We start from the raw sequence: 20,810 nt of genomic DNA on the forward strand, positions 1-20,810 counted from the left end.
CAGCGCACGGCGCTGGGTGGCATCCGGGTAGGCCCGATAGTTGTAGCGGAGCTGCACACTCAAGATCCTACTACGATTGGTCTCATGGATGGATCGAATGATTACAGGCGTGGAAGACACGTGGTTTCGGCGATGCATGTGCACTTGGTCTTTGTGACGAAGTATCGGCGTGGGGTGTTCACCGACGAGATGCTGACACGCTGCGAGGAGATCATGCGCAAGGTGTGCGAGGACTTCGAAGCGGAGCTGAAGGAGTTCAACGGCGAAGGCGATCATGTCCACCTACTGGTGCACTACCCGCCCAAGGTCGCCGTCTCGAAGCTGGTCAACAGCCTCAAGGGCGTCTCCGCCCGCCGGATACGGCAGGAGTTCACCGGCCGGATCAACCGCGCCATCATGCACGGGCATCTGTGGTCGCCCTCGTACTTCTCCGCGTCGTGCGGAGGAGCACCGTTGGCGATCGTCCGCCAGTACATCGAGCAGCAAAAACGTCCGCTCTAACGTGCACGTCAGAGCAGCCTTGAGATGCATTCATCCCCGGCGTGAACGCCGGGGCTTTCTGCAAGAAACCCGGTAAATTCCATCACCTGCAGGTCCGTCAACCGCGCAGCGAGACAGCCTTGCTGGGTCCCTGCCGCAGCCAGGTTGGAAAGGGCTCCCTGTAAGCCACACCCGGCCCTCCCGGGCCGCCTAACAACTTACGGAGTGGCTGTGGCCAGCATATTCGAGATACATCCTAGCCCGCTGCCTTCCGCATCCCAGTCAGAAAGCCCCTGATCGCGGCCAGTTCCCGCTCGTCGTGTTCCCGCAGCAGGTCCACCGCCCGATCGATGAGCGGTCCGAAGTGGGACCAGCCGAGGGCGACCGCCCGCTCGTCCACTTCGATGGTGACTTTGCGGCGGTCCCGCGCATCGCGCACCCGCCGCACATGCCCGGCCCGTTCCAGGCGGTCGACCAGTGCTGTGGTTCCTGCCGAGTTGAGCCCGAGAGCGGTGCCTAGGTGCCCTGCTGTGGTCTCCTCGCCGGCGCGGGCGGCGTCCATCAGGGCGATCAGCGCACGCACGTCGGTGGGGTGCATGCCGTTGCGCTGTGCGAACCGGGTGCTGTGCCTGCCCAGGTCGACGGCTACCGCGCGCAGCAGGTGGACGATCTCCATCTCGGGTCCCGGCTGGGCTCGTTCGACGAGTTCCTCACCCTCTTGATCGGGCACGGACCACCTCCACGTATCATCTCGCTCAACAAGTATCTTGCTGGGCGAGATAATAGAGGAGTCGCCGTTCATGAACGCTCGCGATACGTACGACGCCGACAACTTTCTTATGGCCTACGACAAGGTCATGACCAAGTGGCCTGCCGCTCGCGAGACGGCGACCGTGGCCACGCCCTTCGGCACGACACACGTCAACGTATGCGGCCCGGCCGACAGACCCTCGCTCGTCCTCCTGCCCGGCGGAGGGGGCGCAACCTCCGCGTCCTGGTACGCGCAGGCGGCCGAACTATCCCGCACCCACCGGGTGTTCGCCGTCGACTTGATCGGCGCCCCCGGACGCAGCACTCCCGACGGCGACCGCCGCCCCCGTACGGTCGCCGACCTGTCGGCCTGGCTGGACGCGCTCCTCGACGGCCTCGGAGTGGCCGAGACCGACCTGGGCGGACACTCGTACGGCGCCTGGATCGCGCTGCATCACGCCATGCGCGCGCCCGACCGGATACGCCGCCTGGCCCTTGTGGACCCGACCCAGTGCTTCGCCGCATTCAGCCCGGCCTACCTGCTGCACGCACTGCCCATGCTGCTGCGGAACACACCCCGCCGGGTCCGCGCCTTCCTGGAGTGGGAGACCAAAGGCTCCGCCCTCGATCCCGACTCGCTCGCCCTCCAAGAGGCGGCCGCCGGTTTCCCTTCTCTGCGACCCGTAACCGGGCCGCGCCCGGCACCGGAGGCCCTGCGCGGCCTGGACCTGCCGGTCTTGTTGCTCCTCGCCGGAAACAGCAGGACCCATGACCCCTCCAAGGTGGCCGCCCGCGCCGAGGCGCTGCTGCCACGCGTCGCAACGACCGTGCTGCCGGATGTGTCCCATCACGCGCTTCCGCACGCCATCCCGCCCGGGGCGAACCGTAGCCTCGCCGGCTTCCTGGAAGGGTCCGGTGACTGAGTCTCAGCCCGCCCCGGGCGCTTCCTTGTTGGTGTATCCCGCCTTCACGAGCCGGAAGTATTCCGCCCGCTCAGCATGGAGCTTCCTGGGCCCCTGCCCCGAGCGCACCTTGCGGACCTCGAAGTCCATCGCACCCCTTGAGCTGGGGTGTTGCGACGACCCCTAGAACCCAAGGACGCGTGGCCGGGGTCTTGGGGTGCACTTCGTTGGCCGGCCGGTTCAACGAGTGATGGGCGGCTGACGTCACGCTCTATGGCTGCTGACACGCACATGCGGTCCGGGCCGGCTGGCCAGCGGAGTGGGCCCGCGCCGACGGCGTGCGATGCGGCCCCCCGGACCCTACCGCGATCGGAGCGGCTGGCGTTCATCGAGACGGTCAACACGGGCGGGGGAGGGGGTAGTGGCCGCGGCGGTCCGGTCGCCGGCCGGCAGGGTGGGGTGCGGTGCGTGTGACGGTGCGGGACGGACTATCTGAGGGTCCGTCAACTTTCTTGCCGGGTAAGAGGAATGGTCTTTGCCGGATCATTGCCGCGTGATCACTCAAATGTTCATTGCCCGGTTGTGTGATCAGTGGCATGAACCTCGCCCATCCCCCGCGGGGCGCGCGGGCGGCCGTGGTCGCCGCCTGCGCCCTGCTCCTGGTGGCCGGCCGCGCCGACGCGGCGTCGCCGGCCAGGCCCCACGACCACCTCAGGCCCGGCCCGGTGAACCCTACGGTGAACACCGCGGTCCACTCCCTGGTCGCGAACGACGCCGGTGACGGCGGCGGCACCGACCGGGACGATCCCACCGCCGGATTCGCCCAGCAGAACCGCATGAAGGCCGCCCCCGGGATCACGGTCGGGCCGGGCGCGCTGGTCGACGCCCGCCGGCAGGCCGGGCGGCTGCCGGCCCTGCCGACGCGCTGGTCGGAGGTCACCAACGTGCCTCTGCAGCCGGAGGACACGCGGTACGCGGACCCGGTCGCCTCGAACTTCGGCGCCGGCTTCGGCCTGAACAGCGGCCGGGTCTCCTCGCTCGCCGTCGACGGGCACACGGTGTACGAGGGCGCCGCCGACGGCGGCCTGTGGCGCTCGGACGACGACGGCCGCCACTGGAAACCCCTGTCCGACCATCAGCAGACCCTCGCCATGGGCGCCCTGGCCGTGAACCCGGCCGACCACTCCCTGTGGATCGGCACCGGCGAGCCCAGCACCTCCGGCGACGCCTACTTGGGCCTCGGCATCTACCGCTCCACCGACCGGGGCCGCACCTGGAAACAGGTCGGCAGGCGCATGGACGGCAGTGTCGTCTCCCGGATCACCTTCGACGGCCAGGGACACCTCTACGCCGCCACCGACGAGGGCGTCCTGCGCCGTGACGCCGACGACATCACCTCCGACTGGACGGTCGCGCTCGCCCCCGGCGCCCCGGAGACGCGCATGTCCTCGGCGGCCACCGACGTCGCCGTACGCCCCGACACCGGCGGGCGGCAGGTGGTGGCCGTCATCGCGCGGATGTTCTACGCCAAGGGCGACGCGAACGGCGTCTACGAGTCCGACGCCTTCGGAAAGCCCGGCACCTGGCACAAGGTCACACCGGCCGGCGACCTGGCGGACGTCGTCCCCGGCCGCTCGTCCCTTTCCTACTCGGCCGACGGCCACGAACTGTTCGCCGTCGTCGGCGACGCCACCAACGGCAGCGACGACGGCGACGTCTTCCGCTCGGCCACCGGTGACGCGGCCGGTCCCTGGACGACGGTCGCGGACGAGGACGTCCTGAAGGCGGCGGGCGCGCAGAACAGCGAGCCGACCGGTGCCGCCTGGTACAACCAGTACGTCGCCGTGGACCCCGCCGACGCGGACCACGTCTACGCGGCGTTCTCCGAGGTCTTCGAGAGCTGGGACGCCGGAAAGACCTGGGCGACGATCGGCCCGTACTGGAACTTCGGCCTGCCGTGCTACACCCAGGGCCTGATCGCGGGCGGCTGCCCCATGACCACCCACTCCGACCAGCACGCCATCGCCTTCGGCCCGGACCACCGCGTCTACTTCGGCAACGACGGCGGTGTCTACGAGCGCTCCGCCACCCTGCACCCTGACCCTCTGCTGCCCTCCAAGGGCTGGACCAACCTCAACCAGGACCTGCGCACCCTGCAGTACTACGACGCCGCCTACGGCCGCGACCCGGCCACCGGCGCCCTGTCCACCTGGGGCGGCACCCAGGACAACGGCAGTGTCCTGGGCCTGCCGGGCGCGCGCGAGCTGTACCAGCCCTCGGGCGGCGACGGCGGCTACGTCCTCGTCGACCCGAAGAACGCCGACCGGGCCGTCAACGAGTACATCGACCTGGACATGCAGCTGACCACCAACGGCGGCCGCTCCGACGGCACGACGCCGTCCTACACGAACATCTCCCCGGCCTGCGCCTGGAACGCCAAGCTCGACGGCTGCGACCCGGGCCCCGAGTTCATCGCCCCCTACACCTCCGACGTCAGCGACCTCAACCACTGGGTCGCCGGCGGCCGGTACGTGTGGGACAACGGCGGCAAGGGCTGGGACACGCGGTGCACGGCGACCTCCTGCGACTGGCGCAGCGTCCACGACACCGGTGCGAAGCACTCCATCACGGCCCTCGCGGTGGACGGCTCCGTCACCTACGCGGGCTGGGAGGACTGGAGCGGCCCCCAGTACGCCAGCGGCATAGACACCAACGCGGGCGGCACCTGGCACCGGCTGACGGCACCGCTGCCCAACCGCTACGTCTCCTCGCTCACGGTCGACCCCCATGACGCCGACCACGTCTGGGCCACGTACGGCGGCTTCACCGAGTCGTACGTCTCCGGCGCGGGCGAGGGCCACGTCTTCGAGAGCACCGATGGCGGCACCACCTGGACCGACCGCACCGGCGACCTGCCGGACGCCCCGGTCGGGGCGCTCACCCTCTGGCACGGCCATGTCGTCGTCGGCACCGCCGTGGGCGTCTTCGCGGCCGTACCCGCCGGGCACGGCGGCCGCACCTGGTACCGCCTCGCCGGCGCCCTGCCCAACGCCGGGATCGTCTCCCTGGACGTCTCGGACGACGGCGGCCGGCTGCTGGTGGCGACGCACGGACGCGGTCTGTGGTCGACGGGCATCTGGTAGGGCTGCGGCCCCCGACGACCAGGGCCCCGCGCCGTCCAGGAGCGGGGCCCTGCGGGTGTGTGCCGGGCTCAGCCGCGCAGGACGCCGCCCTGCGTGTCGGCGGTCGTTGCCGGTGAGGAACAGGACGCCGTCGACCAGCACCCAGTTGCCGAGGCCACCGCAGGTGAACAACTGCGCCAGGCCCACGCCGACGGAGCCGGCATAGCAGCAGCCGACGCCGAGGCCGCCGAGGATGATCTGGAGGATGCCCGCGACGATCTTTGACGTGTCGGAGTACGGGCGGCCCTGTGGGTCCACGCCGAAGGGGGCCTCGGGAGAGGGGACGGTTATGTCAACCGCTCCTGGCTGGCGTGCTGGGTGCGTATCGACTCCGAGATCCTCGGCACAGGCCACGTCGACCGCCCAGAGGACCTTGCTCCCGGCGAGTTGGTGACCGGGGGCGAGGCATGGGTCCAGTACCGCAGCGGCTTGATCGACCCGGACATGTTCGGGGTAGCCGGCACCGATCACGCCTGGGGATGGGCCGAGATCAGCGGCAATGCCGTCCGAGACTTCGCCGCGCTGTCCAAGCTGGAGACGCTGCCCTGGGACGAATGGGGCCGTATGACCGCAGCGTACGAAGACAAGGCAGGAGCCGGGTACGACCGGCTCATCGACACGGTTGCCGCTGTCTGTGCCAAGGACGACCCGTTGTCCTTGACGCGCCTGTTCGCGTACGAGGACCTGGCCGTTCCGCAGCGCATCGTCGGGGAGAACGGGCAAGGCATCGGCCAGTCCCTGGCACCGTTCAGGTGGCAACGGTCTGTGTAGCTGTCGCCAGGACGGGCCGAGGCGGCAGGAGCCCGTGGTCGCCGAGGCGGTAGCCCCGGCCGCGGGAGCATTTCCTGCCGGCTGTGGTCCGGCGGAGGCCGTCGTCTGCTGTGGTCAGGTCCCGAGGTGGGCACTTCCCGGGCAGTTTTCCGGTCGCGGCTTTTTGAGAGGGTTCGAAGTGTTTGCCTGCTTGCAGTGGTGTGCGTGAGCATCGAGGTGCGGCAGCGGTCCTGGTCGTGGAGTGGGGGCACGATCCTGGCGTCGCCTGCTGCGGCGGCGGGTCGGGGGTGAGGGGTCTGCTGTCGGCTCGGCAGGTTCGGCGTGGCGTGAGGGAGGAGAGCGTGCGCAGGGCCCGTGTTGGCGTGTTGGCGGAGGTCGTTGCCGTGGTGGTGCTGGCCGGCGCCGGTCCGACCCGGAGCGTCGCCTGCTGCGGTGGCACGGGGAGCTTCTAGTGCAGGGGCATCCGCCGGCGCAGGTGCTGGTGCTGGTTCAGGTTCCCTCTTTCGGCAAGGAGATGCGAGGCGCAGTGCCGTTCTCGGTGTGTTCGTGGCCTTGGCGGTGGTGCTCGCGGGAGCATCCCGCGCCGGCCGCTGGCGCTGGCCGGACGGAGAGCGTCGCCTGCTGTGGTGGCGGGCCGGGCTTCTAGCTTGAGGAACTGCTGAAGAAGTAGCTCCCGGCAGCCTTGCGCTGGCGGCCGGGGACGGCTGGGGCTGGGCGCCAGCGCCCCGGATATTGAGTGATCAGCATACAAGTGACCAGTTGACCGGTGGTGTTCGGCCGTGCTCGAAGCGCCTGGTGCGGGTCGAGAAACGCCACTTGCCATGAGGGTGTCGCCGGAACAACGGTTTTGGCCCCACCTGTGGGCCCATCCAAGGGAGAGACATGAACTCGCTGAAGTCGTTGCGGATGCGCTGTGCCTCGCTGGCACTGGGGCTGGTGGCCGTGTCGGTGTTGACCACGGCGGTGGCTTCGCCGTCGGTCGCGGCGCCGGCGCCCACGGCCTCGTCGGTGCAGGCGGCGGATGTCAGGTTGGAGCGGCAGATTGCGGGTCTGCTGCGGCACAACGAGGGTGCTGAGCGGGTGGGGAAGGACCGGGTGCGCCTGGAGCCGGGCGTGGAGATGACCGTCCTGGCGTCGACCCGCGCGGCTGCCGGGATGAGTGACTGCCGGGAGGGTTATGCCTGTGTGTGGCAGCACGACCAGTACAACGGCTATCGCCTGGACTTCTACTACTACGGCACCTACGACCTGGGCGGCTACAAGATGCCGGACGGTACCGGCTGGCGGGACAACATCACTTCTTTCTTCAACAACCAGACCGGGGGTGCCTGGATGGTCGCCAAGGACTGGGTCGGCGGCGAACTGGTATGGATCTTCGGCGGGCCGGGTCGGTCCTCCCAGTCCAATGTGGGCGTGGACAACAATGACCGGGCCGATGTGATCGAGCTGTACGCGTAGCCCGGGCCCGCAACGCCCGAGAAGCCCGAAGGCGCCTGCGATCGCCGGCCGGCCGGCGATCGCACCACGGCCACGGGGCCCGGCTTGTCGGTCCCCGGGCCGGACAATCCCACCGCATCACCGGCCTGAACGACGCGGCGCCGCACCGGCACGACAGGGTGCGGCGCCGCGTTCGGCGTCACACCCCAGTGCTGGAAGGTGATCGGGCAGATGCCCCCGCAGCGGCACCTGGCCGCCCTGCTCCGCTGGAAGTGCGGACGCCAGAACCGAGGTCACTCGCGTGGATGATGCACGCCCGCCGCCACGCGAGGGACTACGAATGGCTCGTCCAGCACTCCCAGATGCTGATCAGCTGGGCCGCCATCATTCTGATGACCAGGCATTTCGCCGGGGAAGGCGCCACCCCCAGCTGGCTGAGGAAACCGGCCGCTGCCGACGGCTGACCGCCTCGGAGAGCGTGGCTCTCGGCCAGGAATCTCCGAAGTGACCGCGCAGCGGTTCACCGGTGTCGGCAGGAAGCCTGCTTGTTCAGCCAGTTCTGAGCCGCGTCCAGTACGGCGTCCTGATGGCGGGCCACCGGGCGGGGATCCTTGATGACTTCCTCGTCCGGTGGGATCGGCGCGTCGTAGGTGCGGCCCGTGCGATCCGCGTCCCTGACCTGCGTGATGAAGAGCGTGGCTCCGTCGGACAGGCGGTGGGAGGCGTTTCCTGTCGGGACGCCGGAGGTGGGCTCGCCGAAGGAGCGGGTGCCCGGGCGTCCGCGGAAGGCCACCGCGACCGCCTCGCCCGCGCTGGACGTCCGCCGGCCGGTCAGCACGGCGACCGGTGGCCCGCTGGTGGCGAGGCGCCGGCCGCCGGTGCTCCATCCCTGTGACTTGCCGTCCAGGTACGGAGTACCGTTCTTGATCGACCACACGGACTTCTTACCGTCCGCGTCGACGAAACTGCCCGCTGTGCCGTCGCCCAGGATGGGCCCGGCCACGGCGAGCACGGGCCACATGCCGCCGCCCGTCTCTGGTCTAAGGTCCACCACCCAGCCGCAGGCTCCCGTCCCGTCCGCCTTCGCCACGGCGGCCCGGCCCTGCCGTACGTAATGGTCGTACGTCTTCTGGGAACCGTCCACGCCGGGCAGTGCGACGTACCCGATGCCGTTCTTCAGGGAACGGGCCTGCGGCGGGTCGGAGGAAGCCGATCGCCCAGAGCCCCCAACGCCGACTCGATCGCCCCGTAGGTATCCGCGGGCTTCTGCGCCCCGCGAGCCTGCGAGAACGCCTTGCTTCGAAGGTTCTCCCAGTCGATCTGGTGACGGAGCAATGAGTGCTCTTCCATGATGCTCAGCGCCTTCGACAAGTACGTCCGCGCCGCGGGGGCCATGTCGTCACCAGCCGAATCCTGCGCACCGCTTGTGCATCCCGTCGCTGCGACGACCACTCCGGCCAGTGCCGCACATGCTGGCATGCGCAGCGGACGTCCCCGACCCATCCGTCCCCAGGTTCTCGTCACAGGACGTAACCCTAACGTTAACGATCATCCGCTGATGAGCTCAAAGATGAGAAACAAGCACTGAGCTTGCCGTTTAACCTCGGCGCTCGATGATGCGGGCGAGAGATTCTGTGGGCCAGCAGAGCCACTGCGTGAGTGGGTCGGTGACCACGAAGTAGTGGGCGCTGACCCAACCTCGCTTCTTGTCCATGAGCTGCGGGGCCTCATCACGGTAGACGTAGCGGAGATAGCGGCGGCGTATGGGTGCTCCTGCTATCAGCAGTACTGGTGAGGCGACAAGGATGGCCAGCGGGACCAGGGTTTTCACGGCCGTGAGCTTGGCTGTCTCCTCATAGCGCATGCGCTCAGTGTGCTGGTCCTCTGTGTCGCTCGTCAGCCTCTTCTGCGGGGTTTGGTGCCGTGACTCGGCGATCGAGGCACTCGACAAGATCGGCGGGCAGTCCACCCGCAAGGCGGAGCTTCTGCTGCTGGCCGCGCGTGCCGCCCTGTTGGCCGGTGATTCGCACACGGCGATCGCGCGCGCGGCGCTGGCGGTCCGGCTGTTCGCGGGGCAGCGTCGCACCTGGTGGGAGACGCACGCCCGGCTGGTGCTGCTGCAGTCGCGGGTGGCCGCCGGGCGTCGCTCGGGGCGCCTGGTCGCGGACGCGGCGGCGGTGGCCGAGCGGCTGGCGTCCTTCGGCGCTCCAGCCGCCCCGGAGGCCTGGCTGCTGGCGGGCCGGATCGCGCTCGGCCTGGGCTGGACGGCGGACGCGGAGCGGCATCTGGCCGTCGCCGCCCGCTCCCGGCACAGCGGACCGCCACTGGCCCGGATGACCGGATGGACCGCGCAGGCACTGCGTGCCCGTACGGCCGGCTCGGGGCGGGGCGTCCTGCAGGCGTGTCGGCGCGGCCTCGGTGTCCTCCACGACCATCAGATGACGCTAGGCGCCTCCGAACTGCGCTTCCGCGCCGCCGCACGAGGAGCCGAACTGGCCGAACTGGCCCAGCAGGCCAGCCTTGCCTCCGGTGGCCCGCGCCGGCTGCTCATCTGGAGCGAGCGCCGGCGGGCTGTCCTGACCGCGCTGCCGCCCCGGCCGCCTGCCGATCCCGTGTTGCAAAGCAGCCTGACCGCGTTCCGGGAGATCGCGGCACGCGCGGAGGAGGGTCGCAGAGAAGGCCGTCCGATCCCTGCCCTGGAGCGGGAGCAACGGCTCCTGGAACGGGACATCCGCTCCCGGACCCTGCACCTGCGCGGTGACACACCCGACGCCTTCGCCTGGTTTGATCCGGAGCGGCTGCTGCAACGGCTTGGTGACGACACACGTCTCCTGGAACTCACCGTCATCGACGGCCGGTTGCAGGTGCTGCTGTGCGGGCAGGGCCGGGTGCGGCGGTTCGAGGCGGGGCGGCTCACCGACGCCGAAGCGGAGGCCGAGCATGTGCAGGCCGGACTGCGGCGGCTCGTGCACCCGGGCGCACAGGCACGGCTACCTCTGGTCGAGGAGGCAGGCCAGTGCCTGGAAGAGCTGCTGCTCGGTCCGGCCGTCGCACACCTAGGCTCCGGACCGGTCGTGATCGTGCCCCCGAGTCGCCTGCACCGTGTGCCGTGGGCGCTGCTGCCCAGCCTGCGCGAACGCGTGCTGAGCGTGTCGCCGTCGGCGAGCAGCTGGCTGAGCGCCCGCGAGACCGAGCCGCCGCCCGGCGGCCGCCACGTCCTGGTCCGCGGACCGGGGCTGGCCAACGGCGGCGCGGAGATGCCCGAACTCGCCGACCGCTACGGCACATCGAAGCTGCTGAAAGACGGCGACGCACTCGTGCCACGCGTGCTGGAAGAGCTGGACGGTGCGGCGCTCGCCCACATCGCCGCGCACGGCACGTTCCGCGCCGACAGCCCGCTGTTCTCCTCGCTGCGGATGGCCGACGGCCCGCTGATCGTGCACGACTTCGAGCGCCTGGACCGCAGCCCGTACCGGATCATCCTGTCCAGCTGCGAGACCGCCCGGCTCACCTCGGTCGGCGCGGACGAACTCCTCGCCCTGGTCACCGCCCTGCTGCCGCTGGGCACGGCGGGCGTGGTGGCCAGCAGCGCACCCGTCAACGACGCCGCCGTGGTGCCGCTGATGCTCGCCCTGCACAAGGGACTGGCCGCCGGCCTTTCCCTGGCCGAAGCAGTGCGCGACGCGCGCGCCGCCCTCCCGGACGATGCCTTACACCGGGCCACGGGTTGGGCCTTCACGGCGTTCGGCGCGGCATGACCAGGAGGCGGTGAGGGGCTTTAGCAACGTACCGCCGAACCCATCAGGGGGTCCGTTACCGGTAGTTCGTTAAGTCCGGCGATGGTGTGGGTTGACGGCAGGTCAGGGTGGTCGTAGGCCGGTGGCAGGGGCCAACTGCCTTGTTGGGGGTGGAAGATGACTGCTCGCCGTCCGTGTCCGCCTGCGCCGGGGCCGTTGGAGGAGTATGCGGCCCGGTTCGACGACTTCTTCTTCAGCCTGGCCCAGCGGCGGGGGTTTCGTGAGTATCTGGTCGGGCTGCTGGCGCCGCGGGAGCGGAACAAGACGATCACCTGCCTGGCCGGGGCGGAGCCGGTGACGGGTGCGGGGATGCCGGGGGTGCGGTGGCTGCAGTTCTTCCTGTCCGAGTCGCCCTGGGAGGCCGAGGAGGTCAACGACCGGCGCCTTGAACTGCTGCGCGAGCAGTCGGCGACGGCCCCGCACGATGGCGGGGTCATCGTGATCGACGACTCCGGGGACCGCAAGGACGGCACGGCCGCCGCGCACGTGGGCCGGCAATGGCTGGGCCGGTACGGTAAGACCGACAACGGCATCGTCACGGTGACCACGGTGTGGACCGACGGCCGCGTGTACTACCCGCTGCACGCCCGGCCCTACACGCCCGCCCACCACTTCGCGCGCGGCCGGTCCGACCCGGCCTTCCGCACCAAACCGCAACTGTCCGCCGCCCTCGCGGTCCGCGGCAAGGAGGCGGACTTCGGCTGCCGGGCGGAGGTCGCCGACTGCGCCTATTCCGTGAGCGACGACTGGTACCTTGCACTGCGCGCGGCCGACCTGGCCTACGTCGTGGCGCTGAGGCCGCACCGCGGCACTTGGGCCCGGGCCGACCAGCCGCCCCCCCATCGATGCCGCCCGCGCCCTGGCCGGGACCGACCCGGAACATCCGGGTGACTGGATGCCGGTTGAGCGCCGCTTCCGCGACGGGCACAGCGAGACCTGGTGGGCCGCGGATGCCCGCCTGGGCGGCTACGGCCCTGACTCCCCGTGCCGCCTGGTGGTGGCTACCACCGACCTAGCCCGGCTGCCGGAGAAGGCCACCGGGTTCCTGGCCACCAACCTGCCCCACCCCGACGCGCCCCCCGCCGCCACCGGCCCGCATCCGCCGGCCGACCTCGCCGAGATCGTGCGGCTTTACGGGCTGCGGCCGTGGATCGAGCAGAGCTACAAGCAGATCAAGGATGAACTCGGCTGGGCCGACTTCCAGGTCCGCTCCGAGCGCGCAGTCCGCCGCCACCAGACCCTCGTCAACTGCGCCTTCTCCTTCTGCTGGGACCAGTGGTTCACCCCACCCGGACCACTGGACGCCACCGCGCCGGACCTGTGCCCTGATGACGGGCCAGAGAGGGGGCCCAGCCGCACCCCACCAGCACCAACTGCCCTGCTGGCCCTGGGCCTTACGGGCCGTCCGTTCCTGGCTCGCCCCCGCCGTCTCCCTGAACCGGTGGTGGCAAGCCTGGACGGACAAGGACCCACCCTCCGAGCTCCAGGCCCTGATCGACGCAGTCACCGCCGGCCACCGCCTTGACCTCTACCGCCGGATTTAACGAACTACCGGTAGGTATTCTGACGAAACGCCAGCCCATGGGTTGGCCCGCTCGACGCGCGCCGGACGTTCCCCCGACGCTCAGCCGGAGCCCAGCGCCCGCAGGACGAAGGGCAGCAGACGGTCGGCCCACGCCATGGCGGTCTCGGGTCCCACCTCGTCCGGGGCCTGCGAGGTGATCAGGAAGTGGCTCATCACCGGGCCGGCGACCAGGTCGCCGAGGATGCCGGTGTCGTCCACAGGTGGGATGTCCCCCCGGGCCACGGCCCGCGCCACCACCTCCTCCACGCGGCTGCGCACGGGGGCCAGGAACGTGGTCGCGAGGGCCTCGGCGAGGGCATCGTTGTGCGCGGCCTCACCGACGAGGGCGCGCATCAGCCGCCCGCTCTCCCCGGTCAGGCTCGCGGCTTTGTCCCTCAGCAGGGCCCGCAGATCCCCTTCGAGGGTGCCGGTGTCGGGCCGCTTCACGAGGTCCTCGGCATGCGCTGCGGCGGCCGCGATGACCAAGGCTTCCTTGGAGGACCAGCGGCGGTAGAGCGTGGCGGTGGAGACTCCGGCCCGGGCGGCCACGGCGGCGGTGGTCAGGCCGCCGTAGCCACTCTCGGCCAGGACTGCTAGGGCGGCCTCCAGCAGGGCCCGGTCCCGTGCTGCGTCACGGGGGCGGCCCCGGCGCGGCGCGGCCTCAGGCATCGGCCAGACCGGGGAGGTGCTCGGCGAGGTGCATGGCGTGCAGCCGCGCGAACTCGTCGTGGGTGCAGCGGCCGTAGGCCGGGTGAAGTGCGTGCGGACCGGTGTGGCCGCCGAAGAGGGCCACCGCGTCCGAGAGGTCCGCCGCGGCCTCGGCGGCCGGCAGGTGCGGGTCGAGGGCGGGGGCACCGTCGAGTTCCGCGTCCAGGGCGTGCTTCGTGGCGCCCCGGCTCAGGAACACGCGCTTGGCCAGGGCGCCCGCGGTGGCCCGGAACAGCGCGGGCTTCAGCCGCGGGTATCCGGTCACCGAGTAGCGGACGGTCTGGGCGCAGTGCTGGAGTGTCTGGGAGAGGTTCCAGGTGCTGTCCGGCGCGAGGAGGTCGGACTCGGGAACCGCGAGGCGCTCGGGCAGCCGCTCGGTGAGCTCGGCGAGGGGCGGGACGGGGATACGGGTGGTCATGCGGCGAGTGTACTCGATAACGAAACGAAAGGATTTCGTTTCGTATATGCTCCGTGGCATGCATCCTGACTCCCGCCTCCAGCCCGCCGTCGCCGCTGACGAGACCGTCTCCCGACTGCGCACGGTCTTCGCCACCGGGCTCACCCGCCCCGTCTCCTGGCGCCGGGCCCAACTGCACGCGCTGCGCGACATGCTGACGGAACACCAGGCCGAGTTCGCGGCCGCCCTGCACGCCGATCTCGGCAAGGGCGCCACCGAGGCCCGTCTCACCGAGATCGGCTTCGTCGTCAAGGAAATCGACCACACCCTGCGCCATCTCGCCCCTTGGCTGCGCCCGCGCAGGGTCTCCGTGCCCCTGACGCTCGCCCCGGCCCGGGCCCGGACGGTACGGGAGCCGCTGGGCACCGTGCTGGTCATCAGCCCGTGGAACTACCCCCTGCAGCTGGCGCTGGCGCCGCTCGTCGGTGCGCTGGCCGCGGGCAACTGCGTGGTGGTCAAGCCCAGCGAGCTCGCTCCCGCGACCTCGGCCGCGCTCGCCCACCGGCTGCCGCAGGCGCTCGACCCGAGCGCCGTGGCGGTCGTCGAGGGCGGTATACCGGAGACGACCGCCTTGCTGGAGCAGCCGTTCGACCACATCTTCTACACCGGCAACGGCACCGTCGGACGCGTCGTGATGGCCGCCGCGGCCCGCCGTCTCACGCCGGTCACGCTCGAGCTCGGCGGCAAGTCCCCCGCCGTCGTCGAACCGGGCGCGGACCTCCGGGCGGCCGCCCGCCGCATCGCCTGGGGCAAGTTCATGAACGCCGGGCAGACCTGTGTCGCCCCCGACTACGTGCTCGCGATCGGCGAGGCGGCCACCGGACTGGAGCCGCACCTCACCGCCGCGGTCCGTGAGATGTACGGCACCGAGCCGTTCGCCAGTGCCGACTACGGCCGCATCGTCAACGACCGTCACTTCGACCGGCTGGTCGGCCTGCTGGGCGGCGGTCGGCTGGTCACCGGCGGGGAGCGCGACCGCGCGACCCGCTACCTCGCCCCGACGGTCCTCGCCGACGTGGATCCGCAGGCGCCCGTCATGAGCGAGGAGATCTTCGGGCCGATCCTGCCGATCGTGCGCGTCCCCGACCTCGACGCGGCGATCGCGTTCGTCAACGCGCGGGACAAGCCCCTCGCCCTGTATGCGTTCACCGCCTCCCGCCACTCCAAGCGGCGGCTGACCGCGGAGACCTCCTCGGGCGCCTTGGCCTTCGGCATCCCGAACGCCCATCTCAGCGTGCCCGGCCTGCCGTTCGGCGGCGTCGGCGAGAGCGGAGTCGGCCGCTATCACGGGCCGCACTCCCTCGACACCTTCAGCCACACCAAGGCGGTACTGGACAAGCCGCTGCGACCGGACGTGCTGCGGCTCGTCTATCCGCCGTTCACCCGCCGGAAGGAGCGCCTGCTGCGCCGGTTCCTGTGACCGGGCCCGAGGACCGGCGGGTGTCCGGGAGAATTGCTGTTTTCGATCTTGCTGGTCTGGGCTGGCCCGGAACAGGTGCGGCCACCGGTGATCACCAGGGTGTGAAGACAGCAGGCCGCGTTTGAGGTCCTGATGGGTCGCATCGCGGGACGGTTCGGGCTCGGCGTCCAGTCAGCGAAGCCCAGCGGGCTTGGCCGACCAGGCTCTGCAGTCCCGCGAATCCCTCGGGGTCGCGCACGAGCAGGAAGCGCTCCTGCATGTGCCGCGCCCGCCGTGCCATCTGCCAGGACAAAGACGGTCGCAGCACGTCGGCGAGGACGGGGCCCACCAGCCCTGAGCCGACGATCGGCGCGGTCACTCCCGAGCTCGTTGTGGCGATCCACTCGGCCGCCATCCGGCTCCACTCCCGATGCCGCCGCGGGACTCGCGTTCCACCGCTGCTGCCAGGAGGCGCCGGGAAACTGCTGGAGCCAGCCGAGGATCTGCCGCGCGCCGGTGACCCGGCACCACTGGGTGTGCCGCACCGCCTCCCGCAGCGGCAAGGTCTCCAGACGGCTGACGATGTCGTCGATGCGCGTCTGTGTGCCCGGCCAGACCTCCGCCGCCGGCCGCGGCGGGAACCGCTCCGAGCGTCAGCTGCGCAGGGAGCGCCTGGACCAGTGGGTGGGGTATGGGTTCGGGCTGCTTGAGCACATGATCGTGGTCGGGTTCGGTGTGGGGGTGGACCCGGCCCCCGGCACCAGGACTTCGGCACCCGGCCGCGGCCGCACAGATGCCGGTCCAGGCCTGTACGGAGGTCGAGCGCCTCGTCGACGAGCACCGCGGCAGCCGCACATGAGCGCGCCCCCGAAGCCACCGCCGCGCAGTTGGCTCACCCACACCGCGATTCCCATGGCGCTGGTCGCCCTCGTCGGAGCCTTCGGCTTTGCCCTGCTGCAAGGCCTGCGAACCGGCTGACACCTCGCTGGCCCCGTACCACCGGCGCTGACTGGCTCGGCGCCGGGTCTCCAACTGCCCGTTCCGGCGGACGGGAAGCCGGCCCCAGCCAGCAGCACCGGCGAGGTCCGGGCACGACCACCGTACCCAAAGGGCGCGGTGCGACTACCGGCACCGGGCAACCGTCCGGGCCGCAGTACCGAGTAAAGAAGGGAGGGCCTGTCATGGCGCACCTGTCGAAGTCCGAGACCGCAGTCGCGGGCCAGCAGAGCCCGACCGTGCGTCTCGCCGACATCGCCGTGCCATCCGGCACTGTGCGGATCGAGGACGTCGAGGACGAGGGCCCCTGACCGGAACCCGTGGCACCAACGTGATCCGGTTCCTGATCCGGTGAGGTGACCGTCACCGGATCACGCTGCGTCCCTCCGGACGGCCACCGCTCCACGAGCGGTGCCCCTCAACGCCCGTGTGTTGAGAGGCACTTCCCCCTCCAACCTATTCGTCCTCAACCCTGGGCGACGGCTACGGCCTGGCTCCGCAGGAACGAGCCGGCCTCCCCGGCGTCATCGAACAGGCCACCGCATCCTGCCGGTCCTTCGTCGCCGACCGAGTGGCCGACGGCGACCCGGTCTTCGTCCAGGCGCTGTCCGAGCGTGGCGGTTGGCGGCGTTGGGACCGCATCCAGGCGTGGCTGGTCACGCAGCGCGGGGTGCTCACGGCCGCACTGTCGGACTGACAGGGGCGAGAAGCTCCTTGGACGGGCGGGAGGCGAGTCGCCTTCCGGCGACGTGGACGCGGGTAGGGCTGCGCCTGTCTCCTGGCATGCACTGGGCTCCGACCGGTTTGTCCGGTCGGAGCCCAGTGCACGGCGACGTCAGCCGGCGGGCCGGCGCACGGTCTGTTGTCCCCGGCCCCTTCCCGCTACGGCTACCGCAGCATGCGGCGCTCCGCCCGGCGCGCCGCGGCGCGGACGTTGTCGCGCATGCCGTTCGGGAGGTGCCGGAGGACCTCGCGGACGCCGTGGCGCAGTCGGTGGTCGGCGGCGGTGCGCAGCACGACACGGCGGGTGGTGCCGATCCGGCCGATGCCGCCGACGGTGAGCCGCAGCTGACCGCCGGGGCCCGCCCAGGTGGGGGAGACGAGCCGCGGTGGCGTGCCCACGGCGATGGCGCCCAGCGAGATGCGGGCGCGGCCCGGTGCCGTGGCCAGCCGCGGACGGCGACCGACACCCAGCAACTGACCGCTGGCCCAGAGCTGGTGGGCACCGCTCGCCAGTGGGTTGTTGCCGGCGAGGGTCAGCGGGTCGATGACCGTCTCACCGGCGACCACGACCCGGTGCCGGTCGCCGCCGAGGGACTCCAGGGTCGGCGTCAACTCCCCGTCGGGGTACCACCAGTGGTTGTCGGCGGTGTCGTGCACGATGAGCTCCCCGTACGCGTGCGAGAAGGGATCGCGGACCTCCCAGCCCTCAGCCCCCGGGATGCCGTCGAGGAGTTCGGGGTCGAGCAGCATCCGTCCGCCGCGCTCCACGACGGTCAGCGGCTCGCCGTCCGCCTTGACCATGCCGATCCGGGTCCGGATCACCAGCTTGCCGTTGCGCCAGCGCATGTCGTCCACCTCGACGTGCGCCTTGATCCGCTCGGTGCGCCGGGCGAGCTCGATCAGCGAGTCCAACCGGTCCTGGACGAGCAGCTCCGCACGCAACGCGCTGATCGCCGGGAGCCCCTCGCGCACCCCCGGTGGATAGCTGGTCATCGCCATCCTGCGGACGGTGGTGAAGTACTCCTCCAGATCCTTCCCGGTCCGCCGGAGCACCCGGGGTTCGCTTACCGGCCGGAGCAGCTCCACCCGGTACGAGCGGCGCAGCAGCCGGTTCTGGAGCTCGCCCGGCTCCGTCCCCTCCTTGATCGCCTCCACGACCTTGTCCAGGTGGCCGTAGTAGTCGTCGGCGGTGATCCGACGGCTGCTGTTGTTGCCGCCGTCCTCACGCCGGTTCCAGCGGTAGCAGGGGTAGTCGCCGAGTATCGACACTGTCTTTGCCCGCACATAGGTGCGCGCCATGAACAACTGGTCCTCCAGCCTGACCCGCCCCTCCGGGAAGCGGATCGCGTGCTCGCGCAGGAAGCCCCGGCGGAACATCTTGTGCGGAGTCAGGCTCTCGAAGAGCGGCGCGTCGGCGGCGGTGCACCGCTCGACCGTCCGCTTGAACACATTGCTGGGCCCCTGCATCGTGCCGTGGACCTTCCCGAGCACGATGTCCGAGCCATTGCGCTCCGCCAGGGCGTACATCCGCTCCAGCGCCTCGTACGACAACTCGTCGTCCTGGTCGACGAACTGGACGTACTTCCCCCTCGCCCGATCGACTCCGACGTTGCGTGGCTTGCCCGGCCAGCCGGAGTTCTCCTGCTCGTAGACCCGGACGTGAGGATGCGCGGCGGCCAGCCGTCGAAGGCGTTCGGCTGAGTCGTCCGTCGACCCGTCATCGACGTACACGACCTCGTAAGCATCCGCTCCGAGGCTCTGGTTGACGAGCGACGGCGCACAACGCTCAACGTACGGACCGGCGTTGTAGATCGGTACGACAACGCTTACCTTGATCAAGTTTTCCCCCAAAAAACACCTGCGGTCTTTGCGTCAGACATGTGTTGTTGGGAAGAAGTTGTGCGGTCTTTGATAGTTGACTTACGGAACGGATCGGTCCAATTGGAAACGGGTGGCTCTTGCTGGGTTACGTAACTCAAGATTCTCGGTGTGACAGACAAGGAAGCCACTGACGACGAGACGCCGGACGGCCTGCTGGGCTGGTGCCTGGTGGCCAGCGTGGCGCGCGAGACCCTGCACGGCGAGGGCCGCCTGGAACTCCAGCACGGCACAAAGCACTTCCGCGCAGGCGCCCTGCTGTGGCTGCCACCCGTCCGCTGGGATCCCGGCTGGGGTCGCTGGCCTGCGGTGAGCCGGGACCCGACCCGGGGGAGGCGCACCGAGGTGCGCCTGCGGTTCCACGTCACCGGCGCTGCCAGAGCCGCAGGGCGAGCGACAGCCCGGCCAGGTAGTCGAGTTTCCGACGTCCCGTCACGAGTTCGCTACGCGCATGGTCGCCACCGGTGAGGAGATGGGCGAGAGCATGCGGAGTAGGCCTGCGAATGGCCACGGGACCAGCTCCGCTTGGACGAACAACGCATCCCGACGTGTGCTCCTTGCCATGATTCGCGCCCGTGGCGGATCTTCCAGCGCAGTCCGCGACGGGGTCAGATCACTGGCCGCGGATGTGCCAGGTACGGGATGCCGGATGCCACACCAGGTGAACCTGTCCTTGGTCGGGCCTTCGGAGCGTCAGTTCGTTCATGTCCAGTGCCGACAGGGCTCGCAGCGCTTCGTCGGAGGCGTTCGACCAGAGGACGAGTGAAATGTTTGCATCCGGGTCCTGGACGATGGCAAGGCCCGCGTCGGCGTCGACGGCGGCCGGAGAAGATGGTGTGTCTTCGTCGTTGCTGTCGTTGCTGTCGTTGCTGTCGTTGCTGGTCGTGCGGTTTCGGCGCACCAGGCGCTGGATGAACTGCCGGGCGTGTCCGTAGGCGTCGTCGGCGGTCTTGGACACGAGCGCCTGGACGAACGGCACGAGGGCGGTGGTGACCACGGCCGTCACGATCACTTCGACCCAGCCCGGCCCGGCCGGCACACCTGATCCGTATCCCCGATGGGCCAAGGTCTCGGCTCGCGTGCGCCACTGGGCGGCCTCGTCGGCCCGGCCCAGCCGATCGAGGGCCTCGGCCAGTCGTCTGGCGGCTGCCCGGGAGCCTGCCTGTGCCTCTGCCTTTACATATTCCTCGGCTTCGGCCGGACGGTTCTGTGCGATCAGGAAGGAGGCAAGGTCATGGTGTGCGGAGGCAAGACCGTGGGTGATGGCTGCGTGATACCACTGCTCCGCTTGGGTTGCCTCTCCTTTCCCCGCCAGCATGTTGGCGAGGCGCAGCATCTCGTGCCGGGCCCCGCAGCCGACGGCCCGGCGGAGCCAGGATTCCTCCTCATCCGTGCCTGCAGTGATCGAAGCCATGGCGCGCATCGCGCCAACCCAGCCTGCCTCCGCAGCGCGTCGGCACCAGCTTGTCCAGGCGTCGTCATCGGCCCGTTCACGACAGACCCACGCCAGTTCGAACATCGCCTCCGGATCTCCGGCCTCGGCCGCGGCGAGCAGCCACCGTTCAGTCTCCACCCGGTCGGTGCACGGCTCGGGAGCGGTCTGCAGGTACTGGCCCAGCACCCTCATCGCTCCCGGGTCGCCCGCTGCGGCCGCCAACTCGATGTTCTGATCCGGCTTGCCGGGCCCCTTGAGTGCAGCCACTCGTTTCCTCCCTGTTCCAGCAGCACGGTCCCTGGACATGCTGCGCAAGACCCGCCCAGAAGCC

Annotated in this window: 19 protein-coding genes and 4 pseudogenes; 13 read left to right on the top strand and 10 right to left on the bottom strand. The window is 70.3% G+C overall.

The window, feature by feature from the left end; genetic code table 11:
- The first annotated feature begins 84 nt into the window (after nt 1-84).
- A complete protein-coding gene (gene tnpA / locus PH203_RS48615) occupies nt 85-501 on the top strand; it encodes an IS200/IS605 family transposase (protein WP_289929344.1) in 417 nt (138 codons plus the stop codon).
- Nucleotides 502-736: 235 nt separating this feature from the next.
- On the opposite strand, the gene PH203_RS48620 is transcribed toward tnpA, so the two are convergent.
- On the bottom strand, nt 737-1,156 hold the full coding sequence (locus PH203_RS48620; RefSeq protein ID WP_289929346.1) for a MarR family transcriptional regulator: 420 nt from the start codon (nt 1,154-1,156) through the stop codon (nt 737-739).
- 124 nt (nt 1,157-1,280) lie between these two features.
- Here PH203_RS48620 and PH203_RS48625 point away from each other — a divergent pair, with 124 nt between their 5' ends.
- The gene (locus tag PH203_RS48625) at nt 1,281-2,153 is read left to right on the top strand and encodes an alpha/beta fold hydrolase (protein WP_289929308.1); all 873 of its coding nucleotides are present in this window, start codon (nt 1,281-1,283) and stop codon (nt 2,151-2,153) included.
- Between the two features lie 3 nt (nt 2,154-2,156).
- Here PH203_RS48625 and PH203_RS48630 read toward each other — a convergent pair whose 3' ends face one another.
- Nucleotides 2,157-2,282: a hypothetical protein gene (locus PH203_RS48630; protein ID WP_289929309.1), complete on the bottom strand. Its 126-nt coding sequence runs from the start codon at nt 2,280-2,282 to the stop codon at nt 2,157-2,159.
- A 446-nt stretch (nt 2,283-2,728) separates the two neighbouring features.
- On the opposite strand from PH203_RS48630, the gene PH203_RS48635 reads away from it, so the two are divergent.
- Nucleotides 2,729-5,275 carry a hypothetical protein gene (locus tag PH203_RS48635; protein ID WP_289929310.1) on the top strand — a complete coding sequence of 849 codons (2,547 nt, stop codon included), beginning with the start codon at nt 2,729-2,731 and terminating at the stop codon, nt 5,273-5,275.
- Between the two features lie 68 nt (nt 5,276-5,343).
- Here PH203_RS48635 and PH203_RS48640 read toward each other — a convergent pair.
- Nucleotides 5,344-5,605: pseudogene (locus tag PH203_RS48640) on the bottom strand (TM2 domain-containing protein).
- A gap of 27 nt (nt 5,606-5,632) precedes the next feature.
- Between PH203_RS48640 and PH203_RS48645 the strand changes: the two are divergent.
- From PH203_RS48645 to PH203_RS48655, 3 genes and pseudogenes are all read left to right on the top strand, one after another.
- Nucleotides 5,633-6,085 carry a hypothetical protein gene (locus PH203_RS48645; protein WP_289929350.1) on the top strand — a complete coding sequence of 151 codons (453 nt, stop codon included), beginning with the start codon at nt 5,633-5,635 and terminating at the stop codon, nt 6,083-6,085.
- Nucleotides 6,086-6,967: 882 nt separating this feature from the next.
- Nucleotides 6,968-7,543: a peptidase inhibitor family I36 protein gene (locus PH203_RS48650; protein ID WP_289929311.1), complete on the top strand. Its 576-nt coding sequence runs from the start codon at nt 6,968-6,970 to the stop codon at nt 7,541-7,543.
- Between the two features lie 269 nt (nt 7,544-7,812).
- A pseudogene (locus tag PH203_RS48655) lies at nt 7,813-7,923 on the top strand (IS5/IS1182 family transposase); the annotation flags it as partial.
- Between the two features lie 119 nt (nt 7,924-8,042).
- On the opposite strand, the gene PH203_RS48660 reads toward PH203_RS48655, so the two are convergent.
- Nucleotides 8,043-8,666 (bottom strand): S41 family peptidase, encoded by a 624-nt coding sequence (locus PH203_RS48660; RefSeq protein ID WP_354671330.1) that lies wholly within the window; start codon nt 8,664-8,666, stop codon nt 8,043-8,045.
- 453 nt (nt 8,667-9,119) lie between these two features.
- Complete coding sequence (locus PH203_RS48665) at nt 9,120-9,353, bottom strand: hypothetical protein (protein WP_289929312.1); 234 nt, start codon at nt 9,351-9,353, stop codon at nt 9,120-9,122.
- A gap of 94 nt (nt 9,354-9,447) precedes the next feature.
- Here PH203_RS48665 and PH203_RS48670 point away from each other — a divergent pair.
- The 3 genes and pseudogenes from PH203_RS48670 to PH203_RS48680 form a co-directional block, all read left to right on the top strand.
- A pseudogene (locus PH203_RS48670) lies at nt 9,448-11,280 on the top strand (CHAT domain-containing protein); the annotation flags it as partial.
- Nucleotides 11,281-11,475: 195 nt separating this feature from the next.
- A complete protein-coding gene (locus PH203_RS48675) occupies nt 11,476-12,210 on the top strand; it encodes a transposase (protein WP_289929313.1) in 735 nt (244 codons plus the stop codon).
- Between the two features lie 4 nt (nt 12,211-12,214).
- Nucleotides 12,215-12,844: a hypothetical protein gene (locus PH203_RS48680; RefSeq protein ID WP_289929314.1), complete on the top strand. Its 630-nt coding sequence runs from the start codon at nt 12,215-12,217 to the stop codon at nt 12,842-12,844.
- 99 nt (nt 12,845-12,943) lie between these two features.
- Here the strand turns inward: PH203_RS48680 and PH203_RS48685 are convergent, their stop codons facing one another.
- Together PH203_RS48685 and PH203_RS48690 are read right to left on the bottom strand one after the other, a co-directional pair.
- Nucleotides 12,944-13,552: a TetR/AcrR family transcriptional regulator gene (locus PH203_RS48685; RefSeq protein WP_289929315.1), complete on the bottom strand. Its 609-nt coding sequence runs from the start codon at nt 13,550-13,552 to the stop codon at nt 12,944-12,946.
- Nucleotides 13,545-14,009 carry a DUF1569 domain-containing protein gene (locus PH203_RS48690; RefSeq protein WP_289929316.1) on the bottom strand — a complete coding sequence of 155 codons (465 nt, stop codon included), beginning with the start codon at nt 14,007-14,009 and terminating at the stop codon, nt 13,545-13,547. The genes PH203_RS48685 and PH203_RS48690 overlap by 8 nt, the downstream gene beginning before the upstream one ends.
- Before the next feature lie 58 nt (nt 14,010-14,067).
- On the opposite strand from PH203_RS48690, the gene PH203_RS48695 reads away from it, so the two are divergent.
- From PH203_RS48695 to PH203_RS48710, 4 genes and pseudogenes are all read left to right on the top strand, one after another.
- Nucleotides 14,068-15,468, top strand: a complete 1,401-nt coding sequence (locus PH203_RS48695; RefSeq protein WP_289929318.1) for an aldehyde dehydrogenase family protein — start codon at nt 14,068-14,070, stop codon at nt 15,466-15,468.
- 495 nt (nt 15,469-15,963) lie between these two features.
- Nucleotides 15,964-16,425 (top strand): hypothetical protein, encoded by a 462-nt coding sequence (locus tag PH203_RS48700; RefSeq protein ID WP_289929319.1) that lies wholly within the window; start codon nt 15,964-15,966, stop codon nt 16,423-16,425.
- Between the two features lie 203 nt (nt 16,426-16,628).
- Nucleotides 16,629-16,754 (top strand): hypothetical protein, encoded by a 126-nt coding sequence (locus tag PH203_RS48705; RefSeq protein WP_289929321.1) that lies wholly within the window; start codon nt 16,629-16,631, stop codon nt 16,752-16,754.
- 161 nt (nt 16,755-16,915) lie between these two features.
- A pseudogene (locus tag PH203_RS48710) lies at nt 16,916-17,140 on the top strand (aminoglycoside phosphotransferase family protein); the annotation flags it as partial.
- A 191-nt stretch (nt 17,141-17,331) separates the two neighbouring features.
- Here the strand turns inward: PH203_RS48710 and PH203_RS48715 are convergent.
- From PH203_RS48715 to PH203_RS48725, 3 genes are all read right to left on the bottom strand, one after another.
- Nucleotides 17,332-19,005 carry a glycosyltransferase family A protein gene (locus PH203_RS48715; protein WP_289929323.1) on the bottom strand — a complete coding sequence of 558 codons (1,674 nt, stop codon included), beginning with the start codon at nt 19,003-19,005 and terminating at the stop codon, nt 17,332-17,334.
- A 403-nt stretch (nt 19,006-19,408) separates the two neighbouring features.
- Complete coding sequence (locus PH203_RS48720; RefSeq protein WP_289929324.1) at nt 19,409-19,555, bottom strand: hypothetical protein; 147 nt, start codon at nt 19,553-19,555, stop codon at nt 19,409-19,411.
- Nucleotides 19,556-19,657: 102 nt separating this feature from the next.
- Entirely contained in the window at nt 19,658-20,746 is a 1,089-nt protein-coding gene (locus tag PH203_RS48725) for a hypothetical protein (protein WP_289929326.1), read from the bottom strand.
- Nucleotides 20,747-20,810: the final 64 nt, after the last annotated feature.

The sequence above is a fragment of the Streptomyces sp. S.PB5 genome, from assembly GCF_030403745.1.
Classification (GTDB): domain Bacteria; phylum Actinomycetota; class Actinomycetes; order Streptomycetales; family Streptomycetaceae; genus Streptomyces.